Source organism: Pantoea sp. UBA6567 (genome assembly GCF_002434165.1).
GTDB lineage: Bacteria > Pseudomonadota > Gammaproteobacteria > Enterobacterales > Enterobacteriaceae > Pantoea > Pantoea eucrina.
The window spans coordinates 1,362,696-1,374,831 of sequence record NZ_DJJN01000006.1 but is presented as its reverse complement, the minus strand read 5'-3'; the positions used below and the strand labels follow the sequence as shown (position 1 = coordinate 1,374,831).

The following is a 12,136-nucleotide window of genomic DNA, read 5'->3' as shown; positions in this document are numbered from 1 at the left end:
TCGCAGAACCAAATGTTAGCCGCCGACTATGCTACGTCGCATCGGGCAAATGCCCTTCGCAGTGGCAAAAGTTTACTTTGAGGCGATTATGACAACGAATTTGGTATGGATGCACATCGGTGCAGGCTCCTTCCACCGTGCCCATCAGGCGTGGTATCTGCACAAGCTACGTGAGCAGGGTGATGAGAGCTGGAGCATTGCGCTGGGCAACATCCGCAATGATGCAGCAGCACTGCTTAATCAGCTGCAGGCGCAGAACGGTGAATATGTGCTGGAGACCGTCACGCCAGAGGGCGAACGCGCGTATGAAACCATCACCTCGCTGCGCAAAATCCTGCCGTGGGACAGTGACATCAGTGCGCTGGTCGCCCAGGGCGCAGAGGCGCATACCCGCGTGATCAGCTTCACCGTGACCGAAGCCGGTTACTACCTGACGCCAGAGCATGAGCTAGACCTGGCGCAGCCGGACGTACAGGCCGATATTCACGGTGAAATCCGCACGCTGTACGGCGCGCTAACGCGGATTCTGCAGCAGCGTATGGCCAGCGGCGGCGCGGCGGTTACGCTGCTGAGCTGCGATAACCTGCGCCACAACGGAGAGCGTTTCCGCCACGGCTTTCTCTCGTTCCTGGCGGCGAAAGGCGATATGGCGCTGGCGGCCTGGGTGCGTGATAACACCACGTCGCCTGACACCATGGTAGACCGCATCACACCGCGCCCGACATCCGATGTGGCGGAACGCGTCAGGGCCGCTACCGGTAAGGAGGATGGCGCGGCCGTGATGGCTGAATCCTTCATTCAATGGGTAATCGAAGACAATTTCATCGCCGGTCGCCCGGCGCTGGAGAGAGTGGGCGTTGAGCTGGTGGACACGGTGTTACCGTGGGAAGAGGCGAAAATACGCATTCTCAACGCCACGCACGCGGCGATTGCCTGGGCGGGCACGCTTACCGGACTGAACTACATTGACGACAGCACGCGCCAGCCGGCGATTTATCAGCTGGCGCACGACTACATCACTCAGGATGTTATTCCGTCGCTCACGCCGAGCCCGCTCGATCTCGCCGATTACCGCGATGTGGTACTGGCGCGCTTCAGTAATCCGTACATTAAAGACACCAACCAGCGCGTCGGCGCGGATGGCCTGTCAAAAATCCCTGGCATGGTAACGCCGACGCTGCGTGAGACCTGGCAGCGCGGCGTGGAGCCCGCCGCCACGGCGGTATTGCCGGCGCTGTTCTTCCTGTTTCTGCAGCGCTGGGCCGCTGACGATCTGCCTTATACCTATCAGGATGGCGCGTTGCAGGCAGAGGCATTGCATCAGCAATTTGCGGCCGCCGATGCGCTGGACGTGTTTATCCGCGACAAAGCGCTGTTTGCTGAACTGGCGGATGATGCGGCATTTCACACGCTAATGCACCGTACGGTGGCGGATCTGCAGCGCTGGCTGAAACAGCCTGAACAGATGCTGGCAGCGGTATAAGGAGCGTGTGATGTATCTCGGCATTGATATTGGCACCTCCGAACTCAAAGCGCTGATCGTCAACGCGCAGGGCGACATTGTGGCTTCCAGCCATGCCACTCTTAGCGTGCAGCGTCCACATTCGCACTGGGCTGAGCAGGATCCGGAAAGCTGGTGGCAGGCGTGCGAACAGGTGCTGGCCGCACTGCGACAACAGGTGCCGGATGCCTGGCACGCCATCCGCGCCATTGGTCTCTCCGGCCAGATGCACGGCGCAGTGCTGCTGGATGCCGACGGCCAGGTATTGCGCCCGTGCATACTGTGGAACGACACGCGCAGCGCCGCCGAGTGCGAGACGCTGCGCACCCGACATCCGCAGATGATGCACATCAGCGGCAACATGATCATGCCGGGCTTTACCGCCCCCAAACTGCACTGGGTGGCTGAGCATGAACCCGCGATCTTCCGGCGCATCGCGAAAGTGCTGCTGCCGAAAGATTATCTGCGCTGGCGGCTCACCGGAGCATTCGTCAGCGAGCCGTCCGATGCGGCGGGCACGCTGTGGCTGGATGTGGCACAGCGCGACTGGTCAGATGAACTGCTGGCGATAAGCGGACTGACGCGCGCGCAACTGCCCACGCTGGTGGAGGGAAGTGCAGTCAGCGGCACGCTGCGTGAAGATGTTGCCCGCGCCTGGGGCTTGTCCGCCACGGTGAGCGTGGCAGGCGGCGGCGGTGATAACGCGGCCTCTGCGGTAGGCGTTGGCGCGGTTAATCCCGGCGATGCGTTTATCTCACTCGGCACATCCGGCGTGATCTTCGTGGTTAACGACCGTCTGCAGGCCGATCCACAATCTGGCGTGCACGCTTTTTGCCACGCGCTGCCGGGGCGCTGGCATCAGATGAGCGTGATGCTAAGTGCTGCCAGCTGTCTGCGCTGGCTGTGCCAGCTGTTATCGGTGAGCGAGAACCAGCTAATGGCAGAGATGGCAGAACTGAGCGCGGAGCAGTGCCGCCGCGCACCGCTGTTTTTGCCCTATCTCTCGGGTGAACGCACACCGCACAACGATCCTGATGCCTCAGGCGCCTTCTTCAATCTGCGCCACGAAACGCCGCGTGCGCTGCTGGGCTATGCGGTGATTGAAGGCGTAGCGTTTGGCCTGGCGGACGGACTGGCGGTGCTGGGCGATGCGCAGCGACAAATTACCCAGTGCAGCCTGACCGGCGGCGGCGCGCGCAGCACGCTGTGGGCACAGCTGATTGCGGATGTGCTGCAGCTGCCGATCGTCACTCATCCAGCCAGCGCCTCGGGCGCTCTTGGGGCCGCGCGTCTGGCCTGGCTCAGTGCCGGCGGCAACGAGCAGCAGGTATGCCTGAAACCGCCGGTTCAGGCGCGTTACCAGCCCGATGCGGCGCGCGGTGCGGTGCTGCAGCAGCGCCTGCGCCTGTTCCGCGAACTCTACGCTCAACAACAGCAGGCACGCGCGCTGCTGCCTGCCTGACGGCTTACTGAACAGAGGAAGATGGTGATGCAAGCGAACGATTACTGGTTTGGCTTACCGAAAAAAATGTTCCGGGGCTTCCTCGCGATTGCCATCTTTATGGCGGGCGACGGCTTCGAAATGGCGTTTCTCTCCCGCCATATTACTGACATGGGCTTCACGCCGGGCCAGTCGGCGCTGGTGTTTACCTTTTACGGACTGGCGGCGGCGCTGGCGGCCTGGGCTTCCGGCGTGGTTGCGGAGTTGATTACCCCGCAACGTGCAATGCTGATTGGCTTTGTGCTGTGGATAGTGATGCACACGCTGTTTATATCGCTCGGTCTTGGCCTGCGCAATTATCCGCTGATGGTGCTGTTTTACGGCATTCGCGGGCTGGCTTATCCGCTGTTCATCTACTCCTTCATGATGATGCTGGTGCAGGTACTGCCGCGCGAGAAACTGGCTGCCGCCACCGGATGGTTCTGGGCGATGTATTCGGTCGGCATTGGCGTGGTTGGCAGCTATCTGCCCAGCCTGACTATCCCGATGCTGGGTGAAACCGGCACGCTGTGGCTGGCGATTGGCTGGGTAGCGGCGGGCGGCGTACTGGCCTTTTTCAGCCTGCGCAATGTGCCGGTGGACCGTTCGCGCGTGAATCTGCCGCTGCGTGACAAAATGACCGAAATGTCACGCGCAGTGACCATTCTGTTCACCAACCAGCACGTGTTTTACGCCTGTCTGATTCGCATCATCAATACGCTATCGTTGTTTGGTTTTGCGATTATCATGCCGCTGCTGTTTGTTGATCGTCTCGGCTTTACCATCTCTGAATGGTTGCAGATTTGGGCAGTGTTCTTTTTTGTCACCATTTTCACCAACATCTTCTGGGGCATCATCGGCGAGAAAATTGGCTGGATCCGCCAGGTGCGCTGGTATGGCTGCCTCGGTATGGCGATCTCCAGCCTGGCGTTTTACTACCTGCCGCTGTATGCCGGCCACAATTTCTGGGTCGCGCTGATTCCGGCGGTGATGCTGGGGATTTTTGTCGCGGCATTTGTGCCAATGACCGCCGTGTTCCCGACGCTTGAACCGCATCATAAAGGCGCAGCCGTTTCGATTTACAATCTGTCGGCAGGCCTCAGCAACTTTGTGGCACCGGCGATTGCTTCAGTTATGTTGCCGTTCTTCGATATCGTCGGCGTGGTATGGGCGTATACCGGGCTGTATGTGTTTGCCGGCGTGCTGACGTTTATTATTCGCGTGCCGCAACCGGGACACACCCGGGAAGCATCCGCAGTGAAATCGCGTATCGCGCAGCAGCGCAGTTGAGCCTGTACGAAAAAGTGCACTATTTGAATATCCGCAGGTTATTGCCTCAGCTAAGCGGCACGTTAAATCTGCAGGCTTCGCTTGAACTCAGCGTACTGGCTGTCAGGCTTAGCCGTGTCAACCGCGAAATAACCCGGAGGAAAGATGTCGCGCTTTGCAGAGTAAGTGGTGGTGATCACCGGAGCCGGCATGGGTGCCGCAGCGGCAATATGGGCGCGTCGATATGCTGGTTAACAACGCCGTTTGCCCTGGCTTTGCTCTCACCGATCTTACCGAAGAGATAAAAAGAGATGAGGCGCTGCATTAACGCTTCTATGATCGCATTCTGCAGCGCCGCGCCGGTGAGCCGTAAGATACCGCTAGCGCAACTGCTTTTATCGCCAGCGATGACGCGCGTTATATCACCGGCGTTAACCTGCCGGTCGACGGAGGTCTGACGGCGTCGAATAGCCAGCCGAAGCAGGCCTGAGCCGCTTCGATGGTTATGGACGGGGCGGTGATCCCGCCACATCCTGCAGCGCCTGCTGTAAATCGTACCAGCGAAAGGTAAAGCCGGACGCCTCCAGCCGTTTGGGCAGCACATGCTGACCGCCCAGCACCAGCACTGCTGATTCACCCATCATCAGTTTGATGGCGGCCGCCGGCGTGCGCATAAAAGCGGGCCGGTGCATGACCTGTCCCAGCGTCGCGGCAAACTGTTCGTTACGCACCGGATAGGGGGCAACCATGTTGAACGGACCGCGCAGCGACGGGTGATCCATCAGCCAGATGATGGCATCGATCATGTCATCAATATGGATCCACGGCAGATACTGTTTGCCGCTGCCAATCGGCCCGCCCACGCCAAGACGAAAAGGCAGTTTCATCTTTTCCAGCGCACCGCCCTCACGCGCCAGCACAACGCCGGTACGCAGCAGGCAGACCCGGGTTTGCTCGCTCTCGGCCTTGAGCGCCAGCTGTTCCCAGCGCGCGCACAGCGTATGGGTAAATTCATCCTGACCGGGATCCTCTTCGGTCACAATGACCTCGCCGCTGTCGCCATAGAAGCCAGTGGCTGAACCGGAGATTAGAAACGCGGGAGGAGTACTGCTGGCGTGGATCAGTGAAACCAGCTGTTCAGTGATTTGCCAGCGGCTTTCGCACAGCTGCTGCTTCTGGCTGGCGCTCCAGCGCTTATCAGCGATAGGTTCGCCAGCCAGATTTATAATGCCCTCTATGCCATTAAGGTCGGACTGCTGATCGAGTCCGGACCAGAGCCTGACGCGCTCATCGAGTTTTTCCCGCGCGGCTGCCACGTCACGCGTCACTACATTCACCTGATGCCCGAGCTGCAGCAGTCGCGGGATCAGGTGGCGGCCAATCAACCCGGTGCCGCCGGTAATCAGTAATTGCATCGTGAGCCTCCCTGTAAATTATTATCTGCTCAGCATTGAGCATAGAAGAGAAGCGGAGAGTGAGTGTGACAGCGCCTGCAGCGTGAGGGAAAAAGCGGCCCTGAGGCTGCCGGAGAGGCAAAGATCCGACCAGCAGATTATTGCCTTAGGTGAAAAAAGCCGGTAAAGATGTGGCACCCCGGCTGCTTATGCTGAGGCTGGCGGGATCGGGCAAAGCACGCTAAGCGCTTGCGACAGTGATAAGAACGCTTTACCTTACGCGCATTCTGATAAAGCAATAAAAAAACCGACGCGTGCCGCGCACGCTGAAACGTCAAAAGGGTTACGGATGGTGGATCAAACGGCAGATGACGCTATTGAGTGGGTGGATATCGTCAGCGAAGAGAACGAAGTGATTGCGCAGGCCAGCCGGGCACAGATGCGGGCACAGTGTCTGCGCCATCGCGCCACCTATATCGTGGTTCATGATGGTATGGGCAAGATCCTGGTACAGCGTCGCACAGAAACCAAAGATTTCATGCCCGGTATGCTGGATGCCACCGCGGGTGGCGTGGTGCAGAGCGGTGAAGAGATGCTCGAATCTGCACGGCGCGAAGCGGAAGAGGAGCTGGGGATCGCGGCAGTACCCTTCGCTGAACACGGCAAATTCTACTTTGAAGATCAGCACTGCCGCGTCTGGGGCGGGCTGTTCAGCTGTGTTTCTCACGGTCCGTTTGCGATGCAGGAGAGTGAAGTTGATGAGATTTTCTGGATGACGCCAGAAGAGATCACGGCGCGCTGCGATGAGTTTACCGACGATTCACTGAAAGCGCTCTCGCTGTGGCTGAGCCGTAATAGCGATGCAGCACGCAGCAAGCAGAACAGCGAAAGCTGACCGCTGCATCTGCACGACGCGAAAAAAAAGCATGCGCCTGGCGCATGCTTTTTTTATACCTGAGCAGGGGAGGAGAGCTTATCCTTCCGCCTGCTGCGACTGAATGGCCGTCAGGGCGATGGTGTAGACGATATCATCGACCAGCGCGCCGCGTGACAGGTCATTGACCGGTTTACGCATGCCCTGCAGCATCGGGCCGATAGAGATCAGATCGGCAGAGCGCTGCACCGCTTTGTACGTAGTGTTACCGGTATTGAGATCCGGGAAGATAAAGACCGTGGCGCGTCCGGCAACCGCCGAATCAGGCGCTTTGGACCTGGCAACATCTTCCATAATGGCCGCGTCATATTGCAGCGGACCATCAATAACCAGATCGGGGCGCTTCTCCTGCGCAATGCGGGTGGCTTCGCGCACTTTCTCAACGTCGCTGCCCGCACCGGAGTTGCCGGTTGAGTAAGAGATCATCGCTACGCGCGGATCGATACCAAAGGCGCTGGCGGAATCTGCAGACTGAATCGCGATTTCAGCCAGCTGCTCCGGGTTAGGATCGGGGTTGATGGCGCAGTCGCCGTAAACCAGTACCTGTTCCGGCAGCAGCATAAAGAACACGGATGAAACCAGCGAGCTGCCGGGCGCAGTTTTGATCAGCTGCAGCGGCGGACGAATGGTATTGGCAGTGGTGTGCACCGCGCCAGAGACCAGGCCATCCACTTCTCCGCTCTCCAGCATCATGGTACCCAGCACCACATTGTCTTCCAGCTGCTCCTCCGCCACGACTTCCGTCATGCCTTTGCTTTTGCGCAGCTCAACCAGGCGCGGCACATAGTTTCCGCGCACAACTTTCGGATCGACAATCTCAATGCCGGTGCCCAGCTCCACGCCCTGAGCCGCCGCCACGCGCTGGATCTCATCCGAATCCCCCAGCAGGACGCAGGTGGCAATGCCGCGTTCGGCGCAGATTGCCGCCGCTTTAACCGTGCGCGGTTCGTCGCCTTCCGGCAGGACAATGCGTTTGCCCGCTTTACGTGCAAGTTCGGTCAACTGATAGCGGAAAGCAGGAGGCGACAGGCGACGACTGCGTTCGGAAGTGGCGGTCAGCGACTCAATCCAGTCGGCGTTGATAAAGCCGGCAACATACTCCTGCACTTTTTCAATACGCTGCGTATCGTCAGCCGGTACTTCCAGGTTGAAGCTCTGCAGGCTCAGCGACGTCTGCCAGGTGTTGGTTTTCACCATAAACACCGGCAGGCCGGTCTGGAAAGCGCGCTCGCACAGACGGGCAATAGGCGCTTCGATCTGATAGCCGCCGGTCAGCAGAATGGCACCAATTTCAATACCGTTCATCGCTGCCAGACAGGCAGCAACCAGTACGTCAGGGCGATCGGCCGAGGTCACCAGCAGTGAGCCGGGACGGAAATGCTCCAGCATGTGCGGGATGCTGCGTGCGCAGAAGGTCACAGATTTAACGCGGCGCGTCTCGATTTCACCTTCGTTGATGATTTCCGCGTTGAGGTGGCGGCACATATCGATAGCGCGCGTGGCGATCAGGTCAAAGCTCCATGGCACACAGCCCAGCACCGGCAACGGGCTGTTAGCAAACAGCTGTTTCGGATCGATGTTGGCTACGCTGGCTTTAGAGGAGTCATCAAAAATCTCTGACAGATCGGGACGGGTACGACCCTGCTCATCAACCGGGGCATTCAGCTTGTTGATGATAACGCCTGTGATGTTTTTGTTTTTACTGCCGCCAAAGCTGCTCTGGCTTAGCTCAATACGCTCTTTTAACTGAGCCGGCGAGTCATTGCCCAGCGCCATCACAAAAACAATCTCTGCGTTCAGCGTTTTGGCGATCTCGTAGTTGAGCGCCGAAGCGAACTGATGCTTACGTGTCGGCACCAGACCTTCGACCAGCACCACCTCTGCTTCTCTGGCCGTAGCGTGGTAGTTGGCAATGATCTCTTCCATCAGTACATCCTGCTGGTTTGAACCCAGCAGTGACTCAACGCGTGACATCTGCAGCGGTTCAGCGGCAGGAATAGCGGAGTTCTTACGAATAATGGTGGTCGTCTGGTCCGGTCGGTCACCACCGGCGCGCGGCTGAGCAATGGGCTTGAAAACACTCAGGCGCACGCCTTTGCGTTCCATTGCGCGGATCACGCCAAGGCTGACGCTGGTCAGGCCGACGCTGGTGCCGGTGGGGATAAGCATAATTGTACGTGACACGTTAAAAACCTCGCGGTGTTACAGGGTGTCAAAATCGCTCCGTCAGCCTGAGCTGACGGAGAAGAAAGGGATCAGGCCGTCAGACGCGCGGCATCCTGCGCAATCACCAGCTCTTCATTGGTCGGGATGACGAGTGCAGGGCGGGTACCCTCTTTATTGATAAAACCGGATTTGCCAAAGCGGGCAGCCAGATTGCGCTCGTGATCAAGGTCAAAGCCCAGCAGACCCAGTTTGCCCAGGGCCAGTTCGCGTACCAGAGCCGCATTTTCGCCAATACCGCCGGTAAAGATGACTGCATCCAGGCGACCATCCATCAGCGCCGTATAGCTGCCGATATATTTGGCCAGCCGGTGGCAGAAAACATCCATCGCACGCTTTGCATCATCTTTAGTCGCATAGTTATCTTCAACGTAGCGGCAGTCGCTGGTTACTTCCGTCAGGCCCAGCAGCCCTGACTCTTTGGTCAGCAGCTTGTTGATCGCATCAACGCTCATACCCAGTGCATCGTGCAGGAAGAAAACAATGGCCGGATCGATGTCACCGCTGCGGGTGCCCATGACTAAACCTTCAAGTGGCGTCAGGCCCATTGAGGTATCAACGCACTGGCCGTTACGAATAGCAGACACGGAGCCGCCGTTACCAAGGTGACAGGTGATAATGTTCAGCTCGCTGACTGGCTTGTTCAGCATTTTTGCCGCTTCCTGCGTCACATAATAGTGGCTGGTGCCGTGAGCGCCGTAGCGGCGTACGCCATGCTCGCGATAGAGATGATAAGGCAGGGCGTAGAGATACGATTCTTCAGGCATCGTCTGATGGAAAGCCGTATCAAAAACCGCCACATTCTTATCAGAGAGATGCGGGAAATTTTTCATCGCCTCATCAATGCCGATTAAATGCGCCGGATTGTGCAGCGGTGCAAAAGAAGAGGCATCTTTAATGCCCTGAATGACCGCCTCATCAATGATGACGGACTGGGTCAGTCGCTCACCGCCATGTACGATACGGTGGCCGATTGCAGCGATTTGTGCCGAAAGCTCTGGTTTTTGTGCCAGAATAGATTTAACGATGAAGTTCAGCGCTTCGCTGTGGGCTGCGCCTGCACCCAATGGTGCTTCCTGCTTGCTGCCTTCCAGCTTCCATTTAATCCGCGCTTCCGGCAGGTGGAAACATTCAGCCAGTCCCGACAGGTACTCATCGCCGGTAGCTGGATTGAGGATAGCAAATTTAAGAGAAGAACTGCCGCAGTTCAGAACCAGTACTAACTTCGTCGACATGGAAGTACCTATTTGTTAAATAGTGGCTAAAAATAACGCAATCAGACTAACAGCGTAGCCCATGAGAGCGGGGCGATTTATGATTAACATCATGCGCCAGCTAAAAAGAAAACGACACGCAAAAAAATTCGGTAATTTTACGCAAATTTTTGAAAGCGCTGTAGCAATACCTGGCTCTGGCTGTGCTTTAATCAGGCGGCAGCTTCCGGTAATGTTACTGAAAACGGCGTCAGAATACCCACTGTCACCTGCAAAAACAAAATGTTTTGAAGGATGTCACGTAAAGTTGTGTAGTTACAAATTTATTTTAAATAATGCAGTATTAGTTGAGGTGCATAATGGCGAATGACGCAGGTAATCCGGGCTGGTTTGGCTTATTTCAGCGCGGACAACACTACATGAAAACCTGGCCTGCGGATAAACGTCTGGCGCCAGTGTTTCCGGAAAACCGGGTCGTTACGGCGACCCGCTTTGCCATCCGTTTTATGCCGCCGCTGGCCGTATTTACCCTGACGTGGCAGATAGCGCTGGGCGGGCAGCTGGGGCCAGCCATCGCCACCGCGCTGTTTGCCTGCAGCCTGCCGATGCAGGGATTGTGGTGGCTGGGTAAACGAGCCGGTACGCCGCTGCCGCCTGCGCTGCTGCAGTGGTTTAACGAAGTCCGCAGCAAACTGGAAGAGGCGGGGCAGGCGATTGCACCGGTAGAGGGAAAGCCCACCTATCAGGCGCTGGCTGATGTACTTAAACGGGCGTTCAGACAGCTGGATCGCACCTTTCTGGACGATCTTTAATTCTGCACAATCGGATAAGGAGCAGCAGGTGAATTTTAAAGGATTTCTGTTTGACCTGGATGGCACGCTGGTGGATTCACTGCCGGCAGTAAACCGCTGCTGGACGCAGTGGGGCGAGCGTCATGCGCTCAGCGCTGAGGTGGTACTCGATTATATTCACGGCAAACCCGCTATCGATTCACTGCGCCATTTCATGCGCGGCGAGAGTGAGGCCGCCATCCAGGCGGAATTTCACTGGCTGGAGCAGCAGGAAGCCCGGGATACGCAGGGCATACGGGAGATAGCCGGCGCGCGCGCGCTGCTGACGCAGCTTAATGAGCAGAACATCCCCTGGGCGATTGTCACCTCCGGTTCGGTGCCGGTAGCCCACGCCAGGCATCGCGCAGCTGAGCTCCCTTTGCCAGCGGTGTTTATTACGGCTAACGATATCCGGCGCGGCAAGCCCGATCCGGAACCCTATTTACTGGGTGCTGAGCGTCTGGGCCTGCATCCGTCTGAATGTGTGGTGGTAGAAGATGCGCCCGCAGGTATTGCGGCAGGCCTTGCGGCCGGCAGCGCAGTGATCGCCATCGATCCAGCGGCAGATACGCCTGGTCTGAACCAGGTTCTGTTTAATCTGCCCGATCTGAGCACGCTGAAAATTACGCAGAACGACACCGGCGCCTTTTCGCTGAGCCTGCGCGCCTGAATGATACCCGCTCGCTCAGAGCGGGGTCTCCTGTGAAATCTCATCAAGCGACAGAGTAAAGCTCGGGACGAACACCTCCACAAAATAATCCATTTCAGGTGAACGCCGCTCGGTCAGGGTCTTCTCCAGCCGTGTTTTAGCCAGTGAAAATTCATGGTTGCCGGCAGAGAGCTCCTCAAGGCATTTCAGATAGGCGCAGAGAGCGTCAGCCTGTTTCACCACAGCCTGTTCGGCCGCGCTATAGTGGTGTTCATCAATCAGCGGCCGATACGCTTCCTGCAATTCGGGCGGCAGCATTTCAATCAGCTTTTGCTGGGCAATTTTCTCAATCTTTTTGTATTCATGCGCAATTTGCGCGTTGTAATACTTAACCGGCGTTGGCAGATCGCCGGTCAGCACTTCACTGGCATCATGATAGAGCGCCAGCATTGCAATACGATCGGGATTGAGTTCACCTGCAAATTTCAGATTTTTGATCACTGCCAGCGCATGCGCCACCATCGCGACCTGCAGGCTGTGTTCAGAGACATTTTCTGTACGCACATTGCGCATCAGCGGCCAGCGATTGATGAGTTTCAGGCGGGAGAGGTGAGCGAAAAAGTGGCTTTGAGTCATTACAGC

11 protein-coding genes and 1 pseudogene are annotated in these 12,136 nt (G+C 57.5%); 8 read left to right on the top strand and 4 right to left on the bottom strand.

Going from position 1 to position 12,136, the window contains the following annotated elements:
- Positions 1 to 88 precede the first annotated feature (88 nt).
- From dalD to B4M48_RS12475, 4 genes and pseudogenes are all read left to right on the top strand, one after another.
- Positions 89 to 1,483: a D-arabinitol 4-dehydrogenase gene (gene dalD / locus B4M48_RS12490; protein WP_039385574.1), complete on the top strand. Its 1,395-nt coding sequence runs from the start codon at positions 89 to 91 to the stop codon at positions 1,481 to 1,483.
- 10 nt (positions 1,484 to 1,493) lie between these two features.
- Entirely contained in the window at positions 1,494 to 2,963 is a 1,470-nt protein-coding gene (gene xylB, locus B4M48_RS12485) for a xylulokinase (RefSeq protein ID WP_071668061.1), read from the top strand.
- A 27-nt stretch (positions 2,964 to 2,990) separates the two neighbouring features.
- The gene (locus B4M48_RS12480) at positions 2,991 to 4,271 is read left to right on the top strand and encodes an MFS transporter (RefSeq protein WP_288656835.1); all 1,281 of its coding nucleotides are present in this window, start codon (positions 2,991 to 2,993) and stop codon (positions 4,269 to 4,271) included.
- A 235-nt stretch (positions 4,272 to 4,506) separates the two neighbouring features.
- A pseudogene (locus B4M48_RS12475) lies at positions 4,507 to 4,740 on the top strand (SDR family oxidoreductase); the annotation flags it as partial.
- A 13-nt stretch (positions 4,741 to 4,753) separates the two neighbouring features.
- On the opposite strand, the gene B4M48_RS12470 reads toward B4M48_RS12475, so the two are convergent.
- The gene (locus B4M48_RS12470) at positions 4,754 to 5,665 is read right to left on the bottom strand and encodes a TIGR01777 family oxidoreductase (RefSeq protein WP_039379083.1); all 912 of its coding nucleotides are present in this window, start codon (positions 5,663 to 5,665) and stop codon (positions 4,754 to 4,756) included.
- 328 nt (positions 5,666 to 5,993) lie between these two features.
- Between B4M48_RS12470 and yfcD the strand changes: the two genes are divergently transcribed.
- Positions 5,994 to 6,539, top strand: a complete 546-nt coding sequence (gene yfcD / locus B4M48_RS12465) for an NUDIX hydrolase YfcD (protein WP_039379079.1) — start codon at positions 5,994 to 5,996, stop codon at positions 6,537 to 6,539.
- A gap of 78 nt (positions 6,540 to 6,617) precedes the next feature.
- Here the strand turns inward: yfcD and pta are convergent, their stop codons facing one another.
- Entirely contained in the window at positions 6,618 to 8,762 is a 2,145-nt protein-coding gene (gene pta, locus B4M48_RS12460; protein WP_288656832.1) for a phosphate acetyltransferase, read from the bottom strand.
- A gap of 71 nt (positions 8,763 to 8,833) precedes the next feature.
- The gene (gene ackA, locus B4M48_RS12455; protein WP_039379064.1) at positions 8,834 to 10,036 is read right to left on the bottom strand and encodes an acetate kinase; all 1,203 of its coding nucleotides are present in this window, start codon (positions 10,034 to 10,036) and stop codon (positions 8,834 to 8,836) included.
- A gap of 79 nt (positions 10,037 to 10,115) precedes the next feature.
- Here ackA and B4M48_RS12450 point away from each other — a divergent pair, with 79 nt between their 5' ends.
- Genes B4M48_RS12450 through B4M48_RS12440 form a run of 3 tightly spaced genes read left to right on the top strand, consistent with a single transcriptional unit; the run spans position 10,116 to position 11,515 of the window.
- The gene (locus tag B4M48_RS12450; protein ID WP_139239657.1) at positions 10,116 to 10,385 is read left to right on the top strand and encodes a hypothetical protein; all 270 of its coding nucleotides are present in this window, start codon (positions 10,116 to 10,118) and stop codon (positions 10,383 to 10,385) included.
- Positions 10,375 to 10,827: a terminus macrodomain insulation protein YfbV gene (yfbV, locus tag B4M48_RS12445; RefSeq protein ID WP_039379043.1), complete on the top strand. Its 453-nt coding sequence runs from the start codon at positions 10,375 to 10,377 to the stop codon at positions 10,825 to 10,827. The genes B4M48_RS12450 and yfbV overlap by 11 nt, the downstream gene beginning before the upstream one ends.
- A gap of 28 nt (positions 10,828 to 10,855) precedes the next feature.
- Complete coding sequence (locus B4M48_RS12440) at positions 10,856 to 11,515, top strand: sugar phosphatase (RefSeq protein WP_071668057.1); 660 nt, start codon at positions 10,856 to 10,858, stop codon at positions 11,513 to 11,515.
- A gap of 15 nt (positions 11,516 to 11,530) precedes the next feature.
- Here B4M48_RS12440 and yfbR read toward each other — a convergent pair whose 3' ends face one another.
- Positions 11,531 to 12,130, bottom strand: coding sequence for a 5'-deoxynucleotidase (gene yfbR, locus B4M48_RS12435; RefSeq protein ID WP_288656827.1), 600 nt, complete (start codon positions 12,128 to 12,130; stop codon positions 11,531 to 11,533).
- Positions 12,131 to 12,136 lie beyond the last annotated feature (6 nt).

What these genes read in the sequence shown, in the direction of transcription:
- dalD (WP_039385574.1), top strand. Translation starts at nt 89, where the DNA reads ATGACAACGAATTTGGTATGGATGCACATCGGTGCAGGCTCCTTCCAC.
- xylB (WP_071668061.1), top strand. Translation starts at nt 1,494, where the DNA reads ATGTATCTCGGCATTGATATTGGCACCTCCGAACTCAAAGCGCTGATC.
- B4M48_RS12480 (WP_288656835.1), top strand. Translation starts at nt 2,991, where the DNA reads ATGCAAGCGAACGATTACTGGTTTGGCTTACCGAAAAAAATGTTCCGG.
- B4M48_RS12470 (WP_039379083.1), bottom strand. Translation starts at nt 5,665, where the DNA reads ATGCAATTACTGATTACCGGCGGCACCGGGTTGATTGGCCGCCACCTG.
- yfcD (WP_039379079.1), top strand. Translation starts at nt 5,994, where the DNA reads ATGGTGGATCAAACGGCAGATGACGCTATTGAGTGGGTGGATATCGTC.
- ackA (WP_039379064.1), bottom strand. Translation starts at nt 10,036, where the DNA reads ATGTCGACGAAGTTAGTACTGGTTCTGAACTGCGGCAGTTCTTCTCTT.
- B4M48_RS12450 (WP_139239657.1), top strand. Translation starts at nt 10,116, where the DNA reads ATGATTAACATCATGCGCCAGCTAAAAAGAAAACGACACGCAAAAAAA.
- yfbV (WP_039379043.1), top strand. Translation starts at nt 10,375, where the DNA reads ATGGCGAATGACGCAGGTAATCCGGGCTGGTTTGGCTTATTTCAGCGC.
- yfbR (WP_288656827.1), bottom strand. Translation starts at nt 12,130, where the DNA reads ATGACTCAAAGCCACTTTTTCGCTCACCTCTCCCGCCTGAAACTCATC.